Source organism: Mariniflexile gromovii (genome assembly GCF_017814435.1).
Classification (GTDB): Bacteria; Bacteroidota; Bacteroidia; order Flavobacteriales; family Flavobacteriaceae; genus Mariniflexile; species Mariniflexile gromovii.
In genome coordinates this window covers 1-16,262 of record NZ_JAGJCB010000030.1, presented here as the reverse complement: position 1 = coordinate 16,262, position 16,262 = coordinate 1, and the positions used below count along the sequence as shown (strand labels likewise).

The 16,262-nt window shown below is 34.6% G+C and carries 16 protein-coding genes; 9 read left to right on the top strand and 7 right to left on the bottom strand.

What is annotated here, in order from left to right:
- Nucleotides 1-41 precede the first annotated feature (41 nt).
- The 3 genes from J8H85_RS18130 to J8H85_RS18120 all read left to right on the top strand — a co-directional run bounded on the left by J8H85_RS18130 (nucleotide 42) and on the right by J8H85_RS18120 (nucleotide 3,389).
- Nucleotides 42-656 (top strand): fumarylacetoacetate hydrolase family protein, encoded by a 615-nt coding sequence (locus tag J8H85_RS18130; protein WP_209657026.1) that lies wholly within the window; start codon nucleotides 42-44, stop codon nucleotides 654-656.
- 140 nt (nucleotides 657-796) lie between these two features.
- Nucleotides 797-2,716 carry a DUF294 nucleotidyltransferase-like domain-containing protein gene (locus J8H85_RS18125; RefSeq protein ID WP_209657024.1) on the top strand — a complete coding sequence of 640 codons (1,920 nt, stop codon included), beginning with the start codon at nucleotides 797-799 and terminating at the stop codon, nucleotides 2,714-2,716.
- A gap of 4 nt (nucleotides 2,717-2,720) precedes the next feature.
- On the top strand, nucleotides 2,721-3,389 hold the full coding sequence (locus tag J8H85_RS18120; RefSeq protein WP_209657022.1) for a 3'-5' exonuclease: 669 nt from the start codon (nucleotides 2,721-2,723) through the stop codon (nucleotides 3,387-3,389).
- 41 nt (nucleotides 3,390-3,430) lie between these two features.
- On the opposite strand, the gene acs is transcribed toward J8H85_RS18120, so the two are convergent.
- The 4 genes from acs to J8H85_RS18100 all read right to left on the bottom strand — a co-directional run bounded on the left by acs (nucleotide 3,431) and on the right by J8H85_RS18100 (nucleotide 7,965).
- Nucleotides 3,431-5,338, bottom strand: coding sequence for an acetate--CoA ligase (gene acs, locus J8H85_RS18115; protein WP_209657020.1), 1,908 nt, complete (start codon nucleotides 5,336-5,338; stop codon nucleotides 3,431-3,433).
- A 64-nt stretch (nucleotides 5,339-5,402) separates the two neighbouring features.
- Entirely contained in the window at nucleotides 5,403-5,948 is a 546-nt protein-coding gene (locus J8H85_RS18110; RefSeq protein ID WP_209657018.1) for a hypothetical protein, read from the bottom strand.
- A gap of 48 nt (nucleotides 5,949-5,996) precedes the next feature.
- A complete protein-coding gene (locus tag J8H85_RS18105; protein WP_209657017.1) occupies nucleotides 5,997-7,721 on the bottom strand; it encodes a sodium:solute symporter family protein in 1,725 nt (574 codons plus the stop codon).
- Nucleotides 7,711-7,965, bottom strand: coding sequence for a DUF4212 domain-containing protein (locus J8H85_RS18100; protein ID WP_209657015.1), 255 nt, complete (start codon nucleotides 7,963-7,965; stop codon nucleotides 7,711-7,713). The genes J8H85_RS18105 and J8H85_RS18100 overlap by 11 nt, the downstream gene beginning before the upstream one ends.
- Before the next feature lie 404 nt (nucleotides 7,966-8,369).
- Here J8H85_RS18100 and J8H85_RS18095 point away from each other — a divergent pair, with 404 nt between their 5' ends.
- The 6 genes from J8H85_RS18095 (at nucleotide 8,370) to J8H85_RS18070 (ending at nucleotide 13,367) form a co-directional block, all read left to right on the top strand.
- Nucleotides 8,370-9,473, top strand: a complete 1,104-nt coding sequence (locus J8H85_RS18095; RefSeq protein WP_209657013.1) for a heparan-alpha-glucosaminide N-acetyltransferase domain-containing protein — start codon at nucleotides 8,370-8,372, stop codon at nucleotides 9,471-9,473.
- Nucleotides 9,463-9,828 carry a TfoX/Sxy family protein gene (locus J8H85_RS18090; protein ID WP_209657011.1) on the top strand — a complete coding sequence of 122 codons (366 nt, stop codon included), beginning with the start codon at nucleotides 9,463-9,465 and terminating at the stop codon, nucleotides 9,826-9,828. The genes J8H85_RS18095 and J8H85_RS18090 overlap by 11 nt, the downstream gene beginning before the upstream one ends.
- Nucleotides 9,829-9,918: 90 nt before the next feature.
- Nucleotides 9,919-10,716 carry a helix-turn-helix domain-containing protein gene (locus J8H85_RS18085; protein ID WP_209657008.1) on the top strand — a complete coding sequence of 266 codons (798 nt, stop codon included), beginning with the start codon at nucleotides 9,919-9,921 and terminating at the stop codon, nucleotides 10,714-10,716.
- Nucleotides 10,717-10,805: 89 nt separating this feature from the next.
- A complete protein-coding gene (locus tag J8H85_RS18080) occupies nucleotides 10,806-11,351 on the top strand; it encodes a cupin domain-containing protein (protein ID WP_209657007.1) in 546 nt (181 codons plus the stop codon).
- 135 nt (nucleotides 11,352-11,486) lie between these two features.
- Nucleotides 11,487-12,248: an NYN domain-containing protein gene (locus J8H85_RS18075; RefSeq protein WP_209657005.1), complete on the top strand. Its 762-nt coding sequence runs from the start codon at nucleotides 11,487-11,489 to the stop codon at nucleotides 12,246-12,248.
- A gap of 189 nt (nucleotides 12,249-12,437) precedes the next feature.
- Nucleotides 12,438-13,367, top strand: coding sequence for a hypothetical protein (locus tag J8H85_RS18070; protein WP_209657003.1), 930 nt, complete (start codon nucleotides 12,438-12,440; stop codon nucleotides 13,365-13,367).
- A gap of 409 nt (nucleotides 13,368-13,776) precedes the next feature.
- On the opposite strand, the gene J8H85_RS18065 is transcribed toward J8H85_RS18070, so the two are convergent.
- From J8H85_RS18065 to J8H85_RS18055, 3 genes are all read right to left on the bottom strand, one after another.
- On the bottom strand, nucleotides 13,777-14,031 hold the full coding sequence (locus J8H85_RS18065; protein WP_209657001.1) for a GIY-YIG nuclease family protein: 255 nt from the start codon (nucleotides 14,029-14,031) through the stop codon (nucleotides 13,777-13,779).
- A gap of 334 nt (nucleotides 14,032-14,365) precedes the next feature.
- Nucleotides 14,366-15,313 (bottom strand): phosphoribosylaminoimidazolesuccinocarboxamide synthase, encoded by a 948-nt coding sequence (locus J8H85_RS18060; protein WP_209656999.1) that lies wholly within the window; start codon nucleotides 15,311-15,313, stop codon nucleotides 14,366-14,368.
- Between the two features lie 116 nt (nucleotides 15,314-15,429).
- On the bottom strand, nucleotides 15,430-15,948 hold the full coding sequence (locus J8H85_RS18055) for a hypothetical protein (protein ID WP_209656998.1): 519 nt from the start codon (nucleotides 15,946-15,948) through the stop codon (nucleotides 15,430-15,432).
- Between the last annotated feature and the right edge of the window lie 314 nt (nucleotides 15,949-16,262).

Here is a 16,262-nt window from a genome sequence, read left to right as displayed (position 1 = left end):
CTAAATTTACAATCTAAATTTTTAAACTAAATTAAAATATTATGAAAATTCTGGCTATAGGCAAAAACTATGTAAGTAACAAAGAAGAAATAAGTGGCAATAAAACAGGAAATCAAATTATATTTTCTAAGCCAGAATCTAGTCTTGTACGAGACAACAAAGATGTGGTTTACCCAAGTTTTACCAATCAATTAAACTATGAAATTGAATTGGTTATTAAAATAGGTAAAAAAGGAAAAGACATTAGTTTAGAAGATGCTGCTTCGTACATTTCGGAAATTGGCGTTGGTATCGATTATACGGCTAAAGATGTTTTTAATGCCTGTAGAGAAACCAAAGGTCCGTGGGATTTAGGTAAAGGCTTTGATGGTGCTGCTCCTATTTCAAACTTTAAACCGGTTTCTAATTTCCCAAAATTGGATGATATTAATTTTCGTTTGGTAATTAATGGTGAAGAAAAACAAGTGGGAAATACTTCGTTAATGATCTACACTTTTAGCGATATTATTTCATTCACATCTAAATACATGACTTTAGAACCAGGTGACCTTATTTTTACAGGAACTCCCGCAGCTGGTACTGGCGAAATACATAAAGGCGACCATTTACAAGGCTATGTTGAAGGTGAATTGCTTTTAGATTTTAAAATGATTTAAAAAAATGACTGGTGACTGATGACTGATGGCGGAAAAGAATCAGTTATTTAGTTTTTGAGTTATTTGGTAATTTTTAAGCTTAGCTTTGCGTCTTTGCGTCTTTGCGAGAATTAATGTCCATAAAATTGAACTCTAAGTAAATGAAAAATTCTATTGCAGAACGTGTTTATGATTTTCTAAAAAATTATCCACCCTTTAATATTTTAAAAGCTGATGATTTATTGGAGATTTCAAAACAAGTCTCCATTATTTATTTAGAAAAAGGAGATACCTTGTTTAAAAAAGGGGATGCCTTTAACGAATATTTCTACATGGTAAGAAATGGCGCCATTACCTCATTTCATACAAACAATAACAACGTACAAGAAATTGTAAACATTAGTGATGCTGGCGATATTTTTGGCGTACGACCGCTTATTGCCAAAGAAGATTACAAACTTACCGCAACCGCTAACGAAGAATCTATTGTATATGGCATTCCTATAGACACTTTTCAAAAGGTTACCAATGATAACCCTAGTGTTTATAAATTTTTAATCACGGCGTTTGCTACCAATGCCTACGACCCCTATACGGCCGAGGAAACCGGTAAAATATTTGCCGATTACTTACCAAGCACCTCGCAAGACATTGTTAGTTTTCAAACAGCAAATTACTCTAAAAATCCCATTACATGTAGTTTTAAGTCCTCATTAAAAGATGCTGCCATTAAAATGAGTACACATAAAATTGGATGTATTGTTGTTGTAGATGATGATATAAAACCTGTTGGCATCATTACCAATAGCGACATAAAAAATAAAATTGCCACTGGTTTATTCCCCATAGAAACGCCAGTTACCAATATTATGAGTTCGCCTGTTTTCACCAATAAAAAAGACTTAACGGTAGCCGATGGGCAACTTCAAATGATAAAACACAATATTGGTCATTTGTGCATTACCAAAGACGGCACGGTAAACTCTAAGCTTGTAGGCGTGTTAACCCACCACGACGTTTTAGTGACTTTAGGTAACAACCCGTCCGTAATTTTAAAAGAGATAAAACGCGCCAAACGCACAAAAAAACTTAGAACAGCCAGACTCAAAGCCAACACACTCTTAAAAAGCTATTTGGAGCAGAACATCCCTATTTCACACATCGTTAAAATCATTTCTCAAATTAATGATGCCGTTACGGTTCGTGCCATAGAAATTGCTTTAAAAAAAATGCCATCGCCTCCTCCCGTTGCTTTTACCTGGATGTCTATTGGAAGTCAAGGCAGAAAAGAACAATTGCTTTTTACAGACCAAGACAACGCTATTGTTTTTGAAGATGTTGAAAATGACAAATACGAAGAAACCCAAGCCTATTTTTTAGAACTGGCAAAATTGGTTACAAAATCATTAAACAAAATAGGTTTTGAATATTGCGAAGCCCATATGATGGCTAGCAATGTAGCATGGTGTCAATCCATTACAAAATGGAAACTGCAATTTGAGAATTGGATTTTAAACCCCGATGAAAAAGCCATTTTATTATCATCTATATTTTTTGATTATAGTGCTGTTTATGGTGAAAGCAAACTCATTGATGAATTATCCGATTCTATTTATGAATCATTAAGTAAAACATCTTTGTTTTTTAAATTTTTAGGAAGAGATGCGCTTAAAAACCCACCGCCGCTTGGTTTTTTTAAACAGTTTTTGGTTGAAGAAAACGGCGAACAAAAAGACCTTTTCAATATAAAAAGCAAAGCGATGATGCCCCTTATAGATGCTGGCAGATTGCTTACTTTAAGTAAGAATATAAAGGGCATAAATAGCACCTACGAACGTTTTGAAAAGTTAGCAGAATTAGACCCCAACAACAAAGAGCTGTATCAATCGTGTTCGTATGCATTCAAAGCCTTGTTAAAATTCAAAACCAAACAGGGATTGCTCCATAACAATTCTGGTAAGTTTATTAAACTGGAAACCCTTAATAAAGAAGAAAAACTAAAGCTAAAACGTTGCTTTAAACCTATACAGGAAATTCAGGAAAGCTTAAAAATAAGGTTCGATTTAAAAAACTTTGTGTAACAAAATGAATTTTGATTGTTTATTTAAGAAAAAGCAAGTGTTTCCAGATTTCTGGAACGAATACTTGGAATTGTTCAAACAAAAACAGAGTAAAGATACTCCCATTGCAAACACACGCTTTATAGCTTTTGATACCGAAACCACAGGCTTTGATAAAAAAGAAGACCGTATTTTATCCATTGGTGCCGTATCATTTATTGGAAAAACCATTCAGGTAAACCATAGTTTAGAATTGTATTTAGAACAAGATGTTTTTAAACCCGAAACCGTTAAAATTCATGGACTCATGAAAACAGGTTCTCAAGAAAAAATATCGGAATTAGAAGCCATAAAAGTCTTTTTGGATTATATTAAAAATGATGTTTTAATTGCGCACCATGCCAATTTTGATAGATGTATGGTTAACGAAATGCTATTAAGACATGGTTTGGGGAAGCTAAAAAATAAGTTTATTGATACTGGTGTATTGTACAAAAAATCAATTCACCTTATCTATAGGGAAAAAGATAAGCACTACTCATTGGACGATTTAGCAAAAGAACTGAACGTTCCCACAGTAGATAGACATACGGCTACAGGCGATGCCTTAATTACTGCCTTAATATTTTTAAAAATAGTATCCCGATTAGATAAACGCAAACATTTAAATTGGGGCTATTTGTTGCAAAAATAACTGACAATCACCCATTGATGATTGTCAGTTATTTACTTTATTTATAACGCATTATCCATAATATCCTGTACCACCTCTGGATTCAATAGCGTACTTGTGTCTCCTAAATTCGAGGTATCCTTACTTGCAATTTTACGTAAAATACGACGCATAATTTTTCCTGAACGTGTTTTTGGTAAACCTTGTGTAAACTGTATTTTATCCAGTTTAGCAATAGGGCCTATTTTATCGGAAATAAGTTGATTGATTTCTTTTCGTAAATTATCATGGTTTCTAGATTCGCCCGTATCTTTAAGCGTTACGTAGCCGTATAAAGCACTCCCTTTAATATCATGAGGGAAACCTACAATGGCAGACTCCGCTACTGCTGGATGTTCGTTAATAGCATCTTCAATAGGAGCTGTTCCTAAATTATGACCCGATACAATAATAACATCATCTACCCTACCCGTAATACGGTAATATCCCACTTCATCGCGCAAGGCACCATCACCTGTGAAATATTTATTTTCGTAGGCCGAAAAATAGGTTTCTCTATAGCGTTCATGATTTCCCCAAATGGTACGTGCTATAGATGGCCACGGGAATTTAATACACAAACGCCCTTCTACTTGATTGCCTTTAAGTTCATTACCAAGTTCATCCATTAATGCTGGTTGTACGCCTATAAATGGTAAGGTGGCGTAGGTTGGTTTGGTTGGTGTTACGTACGGAATAGGAGTTATCATAATACCTCCAGTTTCGGTTTGCCACCAGGAATCTATAATCGGACTTTTGTTTTTACCTACCACATCGTTGTACCAATGCCATGCTTCTTCGTTGATTGGTTCACCCACACTTCCCAATACTTTTAAGGATGACAAATCGAATTTTTCAACCAACTCTACACCTTGTTTTGCCAACGCACGAATGGCGGTTGGTGCTGTATAAAATTGGGTTACCTTATGCTTTTCTACTATTTGCCAAAAACGACCAAAATCTGGATAACTAGGCACGCCTTCAAACATAACGGTTGTTGCCCCATTTGCTAATGGCCCGTAAACAATATAACTATGCCCGGTAATCCAACCAATATCGGCAGTACACCAATACACGTCATTTTCACGATATTGAAAGGCATTTTTAAACGTATAAGCGGTATATACCATATAACCAGCCGTGGTGTGTACCATGCCTTTTGGCATTCCTGTGGAACCTGAAGTATACAATATGAACAAAGGATCTTCAGCATCCATTATTTCGGCTTTACAATCTGTTGAAGCAGCGTCCAAAAGTGGTTGCAACCATAAGTCACGACCTTCTTTCATCATAATTTCAGAATGGGTGCGTTTTGCTACCAATACACTTTTTACACATGGGCATTGTTCCAGAGCTTCGTCTACAATACCTTTTAAATCGATGGATTTAGCACCTCGATACGATCCATCGGCCGTAATAACCATTTTACAGTCGCTATCGTTAATACGGGTGGCTAAAGCTGTTGCCGAAAATCCAGCAAACACCACCGAATGAATGGCTCCAATACGGGCACATGCTAACACTGAAATAGCAAGTTCCGGAATCATAGGCACATAAATACACACGCGGTCTCCTTTTTGAATGCCTTGTGCTTTAAGTACATTGGCAAACTGGTTAACCCGTTTGTGCAATTGGCTATACGTAATATGTTCCGAAGGTTCATCGGGATTATTGGGTTCAAACAAAATAGCTGTTTTATCACCACGTGTTGCCAAATGCCTATCGATGCAGTTTTCGGTAATGTTCAATTTCGCACCTTCAAACCATTTTACTTCGGGTTTGGTAAAATCCCAACTTAATACATTGTCCCATTTTTTGCGCCATACAAAATGCTCTTCGGCAACTTCTTCCCAAAAATTTTCAGGTTCTCTGATAGATTTTCTATAAACTTGATAGTATTCTTCTAAATGCTTTATGTGGTAATTACTCATTTTTTATTATGTTGATGTGTTTATCTGTTGATGCGTTGATTTGTTAATAAACCTACGTCGTTTTCTAAAATATTTTTTCTTTTTTTATGTCTCCGTTTTCATGATAAGTTGTCCAAACACCATTTTTTTTTCCATTAATCCACAAACCTTCTTTATATAAATAAGATACTCCTAGATTACTTGAGCACCGGTACATAGAAGTCCATGTTTTAAAATTCATGTGGTCTAGTGATTCAAAAAACTCGTCTAAAGATTTTGCTTTAGAATCGATTTCGATAGCTAAACTTTCAAAAGTTTTATTCCCTTTTCGGTCAAATCCCTTTATAGATTTTATATTACCATAATTATCCAAACTGTATTCGTTTGCAATCATTCCGTTTTTATAATATTGAACCATGCTCCCTATTTTACATGAGTAATTTTCAGAATTATACTCGTAAGTCGTCCAACAAGTTGTCCAATACACTTTACCGTTTTTATAAAATGTAGTGTCTGTTTCACAACTAACTTGCTCTAAATTTTTTACAATTTCTAGAAACCTAGTCGTATGTTGAGCATTTGATGAATAACCGACTAGAAGTAAAATTAAGATTACCGAAATACTTTTCATTCAAATATTAAAAACAACAACTAATTATTAACTATTCATTTTCATTAATTAATGTCCAGTAGCTTCACCAGCACCACTAGGTATACGTATATTTTCAACTATATCCTGTACGTCTTGTGGCGGTTCGGGTGTAAATTTCATAATGAGAATAGATACTATAAAATTAAGAATCATTGCGATAGTACCAAAACCTTCGGGTGAAATTCCGAACCACCAATCTGCTTTTCCTCCGCCACCAAACCAATCGAACTTAAATTTAAGCATGTAAAATAACATAGATGAAATACCCACAACCATACCAGCAATAGCGCCTTCTTTATTCATCTTCTTATAAAAGATCCCTAAAATAATGGCTGGAAAAAAGGATGCTGCTGCTAAACCAAAGGCCAAAGCCACGGTTGCTGCCACAAAACCTGGTGGATTGATACCAAAATAACCCGCCACACAAACGGCTACTACAGCTGATAAACGTGCTGCAATTAATTCGCCTTTTTCTGAAATGTTTGGGTTGATCATCTTCTTAATTAAATCGTGAGATACTGATGATGAAATAACCAACAACAATCCTGCTGCGGTAGATAGTGCCGCGGCCAATGCTCCTGCTGCTACCAAAGCAATAACCCAATCGGGTAAATTTGCAATTTCTGGGTTGGCAAGCACCATGATATCGTTATCTACCATCAGTTCGTTTTTAGTAGCATCGGCTAGATATTGAATGTGTCCGTCGTTATTCTTATCATCAAACACAATCAACCCTGTGGTTTCCCATTTTTTAAACCACTCTGGCATGGTGGCATACGGTTGATTCGAAACGGTTTCAATTAAATTCGTTCTTGCAAAAACAGAGACCGCTGGTGCTGCTGTGTATAAAATAGCGATTAACAACAAAGCTAAACCTGCCGATTTACGGGCATCTTTCACACGTTTTACTGTAAAAAAGCGCACAATAACATGCGGTAAACCTGCCGTACCAACCATTAATGCTAACGTTATGGCGAATACATCTATCATAGATTTTGAACCTTCAGTGTATTCAGCAAAACCTAAATCGGTACTTAAACCATCTAATTTATCTAATAAATAGGTTCCAGAACCATCTACCAAGGTACTACCAAAACCCAATTGCGGAATGGGGTTCCCCGTCATTTGAATGGATATAAAAATAGCAGGTACCATAAAAGCAAAAATCAGCACGCAATATTGTGCTACTTGTGTATAGGTGATCCCTTTCATACCTCCAAGAACGGCATAAAACAACACGATTATCATACCAATAATAACCCCGGTATTGATATCAACTTCCAAAAACCGTGAAAAAACCAAACCTACCCCACGCATTTGTCCTGCCACATAAGTAAACGAAACTAAAAGGGCGCAAAAAACCCCCACCATACGGGCAGAGTTGGAATAATATCTATCCCCTATAAAATCGGGAACGGTAAACTTTCCGAATTTCCGTAAATAAGGCGCTAATAGTAAGGCTAGCAATACGTAACCACCGGTCCATCCCATTAAATAGACCGCACCATCGTACCCTGCAAAAGAAATAATGCCTGCCATGGAAATAAATGATGCTGCACTCATCCAATCGGCTGCAGTTGCCATACCGTTGGCCAACGGCGATACACCACCTCCTGCAACGTAAAACTCTTTGGTGGAGCCCGCTCTAGACCAAATGGCAATTCCTATATAAAGTGCGAATGTAAGTCCGACTATAATGTAAGTCCAATTTTGTACTCCTAAACCAGATGCTAAAAATAAACTATTCATCATATCCGTATTTTTTATCCAGTTTGTTCATAAGGCGAACGTATACGAATATGAGTACTACAAACACATAAATAGAACCTTGTTGCGCAAACCAAAAGCCCAATTTAAAGCCCCCCATTTTTATATTATTTAAGGCATCTTTAAATAAAATACCCGCTCCATACGATACCACAAACCATATAGTTAATAGTATAAAGAGGTATCGGATATTTTCTTTCCAATAGGCTTTTGCGTTGTTTTTAGTCATGGTTTATTTTATTAGTTGGCTGTAATTTTAAATTTAATCTTTTTTCATGTGTACGTGCTCAATGAATAGATAGGTATCAAAATAAGTGTACGTTTTATCAGAATTCTTCATTTTTTTTCTAAAAAAATTATTCAAATATTTAATTTTTAACTGAAAAATTGAATTAGGACAAAGTGCTAATATAATATTTACTAAGTAAATCTGAATACAATTTCCGCTTTAATCTGAAGGGGTTTAAAAACCCAACCCCACTACAATTATTAATTTAAACGGAATGTATCAGATTTTCAAAGCGTTGCATTTTCTGTTAAAAATATCTTAATATAATTTTATAAATATTATAGAAGGTTTACTTAGTTTTAATTATTAGAAGTATATTTACCCTAATCAAACCGAATTTAAGATTGCAAACTAATCGCTTATATTTTATTGATGCCGTTCGCGCATTTGCCATTTTAATGATGCTACAAGGGCATTTTATTGATACCCTATTAGATCCTCTTTATAGAAATCCCATATACCCTGCTTATAATGTATGGTCGTATTTTAGAGGTATAACGGCACCTACTTTTTTTACTATTTCCGGGTTAGTTTTTACGTATTTGTTATTGCGCGCCAATGCCAAAGGCGACGATAGGAAACGAATGAAAAAAGGCATATTTAGAGGGCTTTTACTATTGGGTATTGGTTATAGTTTACGTGTAAATTTGGTGAGCTGGTTTACGGGGTATTTCAGTCCGTACTTCTTAGTAATAGACGTGTTACAATGTATTGGTTTATCCCTTATACTATTGGTAATTCTTTATTCTATATTTAAAAACCATAGCTATATTTTCTCCATAGTACTTTTTTGTATTGCCTGTGCCATCTTTGTATCAGAGCCTCTATATAGAAATTTAGTTATAGATGATGTTCCTTTAATATTCGCCAATTACATGACCAAAGTTAATGGTTCTGTATTCACCATATTGCCATGGTTTGGATATTCAGCAAGTGGCGCTTTTTTATCAACCGTATTTTTTAGACACTCACATCGCAGTCGTTTTAAACAATTTACCATCGCTACATTTTTTATTGTAGGCTTGTTTTTAATTTATTACTCCACCGATTTTCTATTTTATCTTCATAAAGTAACAGGCTATGAACTGTTATACAGAAGTGCCGATTTTAACTATCTATTTATAAGAATGGGTAATGTTTTAATCCTTTTTGGTTTGTTTTATACGTTTGAACGCTACTTAAAACAATCCATTATTTCAAGAATAGGTGAAAAAACATTGTCTATGTATGTGATACATTTCATTCTTCTTTACGGAAGTTTTACGGGCTACGGATTAAAAAAATTCTACAACCAATCTTTAAGCCCTTGGGAAGCCATTTTTGGTGCCGCTATGTTTGTTATTGTTGTTTGCCTTATATCGTTTTACTACGCCAAAACAAATCACTTTGTTTATAATTTAGCTAGAAAGATTGCTAATTTATTTAAAAGGAAACCACATGGCATTTGATGCTTTTTTAGCCGATAGAATACGTCAACAACTCAAAGAAAAACACATTTTTTTTGAAGAACTCAACATGATGGGTGGTTTATGTTTTAAAGTAGATAACAAGATGCTTTGTGGCATCCATTTCGATAAAAAATTTGGAGACAACTTACTCATGGCACGTGTGGGTGAAGCTGTTTATGAAGAAGCACTGGAAAAACCAAATTGCTTACCTATGGATTTTACGGGCAGACCCATGAAAGGTTATATTTTTGTAACGCCCGATGGTTTTGATGCCGATGCAGACCTATCCTATTGGCTCGATTTATGTTTAGCTTTCAATCCATTGGCTAAAGCCAGCAAACCAAGAAAAAAATAAAATCACAATAGTCAGCGCTTCAAAAACTAAATATGACGTCTGTTTTTTTGTTTAAAAATTGTAAATTTGGGCTATCAGCATCTGTTGCTAATGCAAAAAAACATCATAAACATAGCGCCCATCATCAACAAAACTACCAAAAAGAAAAAAGGTGATTATTATGCGGTTTGTTGGATAAAAAACGATGTGTCATTCATTGAGATTAATAAGGTAATTTATAAAGACATCTCCAATTCCATTTTCTTTTTAAATTCTAGTATCCAATGGAAAATAATCAAAGAAAACACCAACACTTCTTCGGGTTATGTGTTATATCTACCAAAGCGTGTGTTAGACAATCCATTGTTAAGTCAACTACATATTAACGAAGTGGCTTTATTTGCATCAAATGAAATCCCGAAAATTAATTTAGCTCCTGGCATAGAAAAAAGAATCCAGTCCATTTTAGAAATGCTTGATGAATTGATAGGTTCCCATTTAAAACATAAAGACGATGCCATTATTTCATTATTAAACACCTTTTTTGTGTATTGCGATGGGCAATGCAACATTAAATCCATTATTAGTGAAAACAACACCAAAAAAAACATTGTATATAAATTTAAAAAACTGGTTGATAAACGAATTTCGGAATATCATGAAGTAAGTGAATATGCGCGCTTATTAAACATCTCCAACAGTTATTTAAACGAATGTGTTAAAGAAATTCTAGGCGTAAATGCCATGCAAATCATAACAGAACAACGTATTATGAGATCACGGCACGAGTTGAAATTCACCAATAAATCCATTAAGGAAATCTGTTTTGAAATGGGTTTTGCTTCACCAGAATATTTTAGCTATTTTTTTAAAAAACACACTGGCACAACCCCTTCAGCGTTACGATAACCTCCCAACCTTTAAAATTCTAAGGTCTTACCCCGTTTTACACAAGGCATCCTAATGTTTTAAATTATAATTTGCCTAAAAAACATATTATGGACCGTAAACAATTTATAAAAGCATCAGGCATGGGCATAGGCATGTCTTTAATTCCAGGACTTTTCCACAGCCAAACAAACCTTTCTAAAACCGAACTTTTAAACAAGGCTATTCCAAAAATCATTAAAAACAAAGATGGCCATATTTTAAATGTTATTGGCGATATACAAACCCACAAATTGAGTGGTAGCGACACTGGCAACCAAATTGTAGAATGGGTAGATAACGTAGAACCAGGGGTGGGCATCCCACCGCACATCCATACTCTAGAAGATGAAATTTTTAGAGTTATAAAAGGACAGGTTGAAATTATGATAGATGGAAATAAATTTATTTTAGAAGCTGGCGATGTTGCCTTTGCCCCAAAAAATGTTCCTCATGCTTGGAAAGTAGTAGGAACGGAAAAAGCAAAAATGATAACCTCGGCATTTCCCGCAGGCATAGAACATATGTTCAAAACCTTGTCTGAACTTCCCCCTGGGCCGCCAGATTTTGAAAAAGCAACAAACATTTGCGCCAAATACGGTATTACATTTGTTTAAATGGCTTTATAATTTTAAGCTAAACTAGTTTTACCAAGCTAAATTTATATTTAATACCTATCTTAGCTCATGCAGTATAAGTTGTTGTTTTTTTTGCAACAAAACAACCTTAATACGATATGGAATAAGAATTTTATGGACACAAATATAAATTTAGCAGTACTTATTGATGGTGACAATATCCCGTCGGCACACGTAAAGGAAATGATGGAAGAAATTGCCAAATACGGCAATCCCACCATCAAACGTATTTATGGCGACTGGACCAAACCACACCTTTCCAAATGGAAAAACCTTTTGCTTGAAAACGCCATCACGCCCATTCAGCAATACGGTTACACCACTGGAAAAAACGCTACCGATTCCGCTATGATTATTGATGCGATGGATGTGCTCTATTCGGGAAAAGTAAATGGTTTTTGTTTGGTATCCAGCGATAGCGATTTTACACGTTTGGCAGTTAGACTTCGGGAAGCGGGCATGTTGGTAATTGGCATTGGTGAAAAAAAGACACCCAACCCGTTTATTGTGGCATGCGATAAGTTTATTTATGTTGAAATTTTAAAGAACAAAGCCGATAGGGAAAATAAAGATGCTGAAGATACCAAAGACAACGTTGACAAACTGACCCCAAAAGACATCGAACTTATTAAAACCACCATTGCCGATGTTTCCGACGATGATGGATGGGCGTTTTTAGGTGATGTTGGTAGCTTGCTACAAAAAAAACAACCCAATTTCGATTCCAGAAACTTTGGTTTTGATAAGCTTACGCCTTTAATAAAATCCATTGATATTTTTGAATTGGAACAACGCGAAAATCCTAAAAGTCGCCATAAACTCATTTTTGTACGTATTAAAGCAAAACAAGTTATTGTTAAGAAGAAACGACGCTAAAACTCATTTTTGTTAATCTGGACTTGTTTTAGATTCTTATACAAAACTTCCTAAATTATTGAAGATGCTATTCTGAAATAATTCTAGAATGATAGCTTATGTTTATAACTTTTTGTTGTAAACCTAATATTACATATTGGTTTTCTTATTTTAAAAAACTAACTTCGCTTATAGGTGTAATTGAATGAAATGAGAATAGACAAAGTTAAATTTAACATAAAAAAAGCTGAAGCTGTTAGGGACAATATATCAAATATAGGCTTAAAACCCTTTATGGATAATTATTGCTTATCCTTGGATCAAATTATAACCACACTAGCTATTCCATATTTGTTTATGACAGTTGGATACCAACAAGGTATGCTTAAGTGCTTGCCTTATTCGACAGGTTTAAATGAAATTGAAAAGTTAGATGGATACAAGGAAAAAGACCCGAAAAAATATGCTGAAGCAATTGTAAAGCACTTTGAAAACAAAGTAAAGGAAAGTAGTTCTCAGTCCTCTGCATTAGCAGAAGAAGAAATAAACAAATTGTTGGAAAATACCCCACCTTTAGTTAATGCTTATAGAATATTAGGGTTAAATGCTCTTGTAAATTCATGGACAATTTTTGAAGCATTTTCAAAAGACCTTTGGAAATACGTATTAAACAAACAACCACAAAAATTTATAAATAATTTATTAAAATCTAATAACAGATTTTTAAATGATATTGAAGGAATTAACGGAAAGCAGATTTCAATAAGTCTTTTATCAAAATTCAATTTTGATTTATCGAATAATTTAGGAGATATTCTTGCCCCTAAATATGATTTCACAAGTGCCAGTGGAATAAAAACTGCTTATATAGATTTACTTAACTTAGAGAAAACAGAATTAGCTTTTCTAAATGATAAACAAATAAGACAACTTGAAATTACTCGACATTTGATTGTACACAATGCAGGAATAATTGATGAGGATTATTTGAGACGTACAGCATATAAAAATGAAAAACTCAATGATGGGATTACAATTAGTCATAAAGATGCTAGTACCATGATAAATGCAAGTGTAGAATCAGTAATAGAATTAATATCTTTAATAGACAAAAAAACAAAGGCCGTTAACAAAACCTAAACTCTTTAAAACGTTTTTGTATATCACTGACTTCATCTTTTACAAAGGTTTCGCCTGTAATGTTTTCTTAGTCATGTCGAAATGAGGCACGATTGAGACATCACATCATACTTGGCAACACATAAATTATGCGATTTCTCCTCGCGTCGAAATGACTGGGAAGTTTAAAAAAAGTTCAGTTCTTCAAATAAACCAAAGCATTCCATTCAATATGTTTTTGTATATCGCTTACGTCACCTTTCACAAAAGTTTCACCTGTAATGTTTTGTTTGTCATGTCGAAATGAGGCACGATTGAGACATCACATAATATTTGGAAGTACATAAATTATGTGATTTCTCCTAACGTCGAAATGACTGAGAAATTAAAATATCTGCATATTCAAGTTTTCCCACTTAGGATTAAAATCTTAAATCAACTTATTCTTCTTTTCGCGTCTCCATCCTTTTAACTGCTTTTCTCTCGCAATACCTTGTTTTGGGAATTCAAATATTTCATAATAAACCAAATAAATGCACGCATATTTACCTGCAAATGATTTTTTAGCATTCTGATTATCAAAATAATGTTGAGATAGTCTATTTTGAATATTATTGGTAAAACCAATATATAAAGTAGTCCTATATTGATTGGTTGTTATGTAAACAAAGTAATTATGCTGCATATGATAAATATATTAAAAAATCATAGACGCACTTATCTAAAAAAGGGATACTATTAAGGTATTGCATAGAATTATTAAAACCAATAATTATGCGATTTCTCCTAGCGTCGAAATGACATCGAAATTCAAAAAACTATTTTTTCAAATAAGCCAGAACATTAGTCTCAATACGCTTTTGCATATCGCTTACATGACCTTTCACAAAAGTTTCGCTTGTAATATTTTGTTAGTCATGTCGAAATGAGGCACGATTGAGACATCACATCAAACTTGGCAGCATATAAATTATGCGATTTCTCCTTGCGTCGAAATGACTGAAAAGCACTTAAAAATGTTATTTCTTCAAATATTCCAAAACATTAATCTCAATACGCTTTTGTATATCGCTTACGTCACCTTTTACAAAGGTTTCGCCTGTTATGTTTTCGTAAAGTTCTATATAGCGTTCGCTTACGGTTTCAATATACGCATCACTCATTACAGGTACGGTTTGTCCTTTTAAACCTTGAAAGTTATTGGCAATAAGCCATTGGCGTACAAACTCTTTACTTAATTGTTTTTGTGCTTCGCCTTTTGCTTGTCTGTCTTCATAACCATCCGCATAAAAATAACGAGATGAGTCCGGAGTGTGTATTTCGTCAATCAACACAATTTGACCGTCTTTGGTTTTTCCAAATTCGTATTTGGTATCCACCAAAATCAATCCACGGCTTGCCGCTATTTCGGTACCTCGGTTAAATAATTTACGGGTATAATCTTCCAATACCACATAATCTGCTTCGCTTACAATACCACGTTTTAAAATGTCTTCTCGAGAAATATCTTCGTCGTGGTCTCCCATTTCAGCTTTGGTTGCTGGCGTAATAATAGGTTCTGGAAACTTATCGTTTTCTTTCATTCCTTCTGGCATGGCCACACCACAAAGCATACGTTTTCCTGCTTTATACTCGCGTGCTGCATGTCCACTCATATACCCACGAATTACCATTTCTACCTTAAAAGGTTCACATAAATGCCCAACTGCTACGTTTGGGTCGGGTGTTGCTGTTAACCAATTGGGCACCAAGTCTTCGGTAGCTGCCATCATTTTGGTAGCTATTTGATTTAATATTTGCCCTTTGTATGGAATTCCTTTTGGCATTACCACATCGAAAGCCGATAAACGATCGGTAGCAATCATAACCAACTGCTCGTTGTTTATGTTATAAACTTCTCTAACTTTTCCGTGATAAACCGATTTTTGATTTGGGAAATTGAAATTGGTACTCGTTATAGTATTCATTTAAAGTAACGTGTTGTTTGTTTTGCAAATGTAATTTGTTTAGGCTTGCCAAACAATAGTAAACAAAAAAAGGAGCACTTACATGCTCCTTTTACCCTTATAAAAATTTTTCCTAATTATTTAAATCGAATATTGTAAGTTACACCTACACCTACGTTTTGCAAATCGATATCGTTTTCTGCAAAGGTATTTTGGTAAAAGGCATAAATATTCCAATCGCGGTTATGGTAACCAATTTGTGGGTTTACGTATAAACCACCCTCGTTGTTATCTACATTGGTTAATAAACCATACCCCAAATCGGTACCTAAAAACAACCCGTTTGGCGTAAAATAATAACGGGCAAAACCTGCTACTGGCACCAAACCAAAATCATCCGAACCATCTTTACCAAAATAGTGGCTATAACCAGAAGCGACACCAATGGCAAAATTAGGATTGAACAAATACTGACCTCTTAAATCTACACCAGCTGAAAATGAGGAAAAATCACTAGCATCACCTACTGGAACACCAACGGTTAATCCAGCTTTCAACCAAGAATTGTTTGGTGTAATATCTATGTCCGTTTGTTGCGCATACATGGCAGTTGATCCTATTAATGCGATTCCGATAACTAAAAATAATTTTTTCATAATGTTCTTTTTTTAAATATTTATACAGCAAATCTCGGTAACCTAGACGGTAAGTGCTTTACATGATTTTTATTAAAATTTATAGAATTAAAAGCCTAAAATATCTAACTAACTGATTGTCTGAAAAAAAGAATACTCTCAAAAAAAATAAAAAAGCCAGCTAAATGAATAACTGGCTTTTTATTATTTAAAATTGTCCCGTCCTGCAATAGCGATACACTCAAACCTTAGTGTAATGAAAACACCAGAAAACAGTGGGTATGTAAAGCGTACTCAAAAAGATTATTCGATTTCTTTTAAGCTTCAGGTTGTTC

Bases quoted from the DNA above. Each gene is read 5' to 3' on its own strand.
- J8H85_RS18130 (WP_209657026.1), top strand. From the start codon at position 42: ATGAAAATTCTGGCTATAGGCAAAAACTATGTAAGTAACAAAGAAGAA.
- J8H85_RS18080 (WP_209657007.1), top strand. From the start codon at position 10,806: ATGGACCGTAAACAATTTATAAAAGCATCAGGCATGGGCATAGGCATG.
- J8H85_RS18100 (WP_209657015.1), bottom strand. From the start codon at position 7,965: ATGACTAAAAACAACGCAAAAGCCTATTGGAAAGAAAATATCCGATAC.
- acs (WP_209657020.1), bottom strand. From the start codon at position 5,338: ATGAGTAATTACCACATAAAGCATTTAGAAGAATACTATCAAGTTTAT.
- J8H85_RS18065 (WP_209657001.1), bottom strand. From the start codon at position 14,031: ATGCAGCATAATTACTTTGTTTACATAACAACCAATCAATATAGGACT.
- J8H85_RS18120 (WP_209657022.1), top strand. From the start codon at position 2,721: ATGAATTTTGATTGTTTATTTAAGAAAAAGCAAGTGTTTCCAGATTTC.
- J8H85_RS18090 (WP_209657011.1), top strand. From the start codon at position 9,463: ATGGCATTTGATGCTTTTTTAGCCGATAGAATACGTCAACAACTCAAA.
- J8H85_RS18110 (WP_209657018.1), bottom strand. From the start codon at position 5,948: ATGAAAAGTATTTCGGTAATCTTAATTTTACTTCTAGTCGGTTATTCA.
- J8H85_RS18055 (WP_209656998.1), bottom strand. From the start codon at position 15,948: ATGAAAAAATTATTTTTAGTTATCGGAATCGCATTAATAGGATCAACT.
- J8H85_RS18105 (WP_209657017.1), bottom strand. From the start codon at position 7,721: ATGATGAATAGTTTATTTTTAGCATCTGGTTTAGGAGTACAAAATTGG.
- J8H85_RS18060 (WP_209656999.1), bottom strand. From the start codon at position 15,313: ATGAATACTATAACGAGTACCAATTTCAATTTCCCAAATCAAAAATCG.
- J8H85_RS18085 (WP_209657008.1), top strand. From the start codon at position 9,919: ATGCAAAAAAACATCATAAACATAGCGCCCATCATCAACAAAACTACC.
- J8H85_RS18125 (WP_209657024.1), top strand. From the start codon at position 797: ATGAAAAATTCTATTGCAGAACGTGTTTATGATTTTCTAAAAAATTAT.
- J8H85_RS18075 (WP_209657005.1), top strand. From the start codon at position 11,487: ATGGACACAAATATAAATTTAGCAGTACTTATTGATGGTGACAATATC.
- J8H85_RS18070 (WP_209657003.1), top strand. From the start codon at position 12,438: ATGAGAATAGACAAAGTTAAATTTAACATAAAAAAAGCTGAAGCTGTT.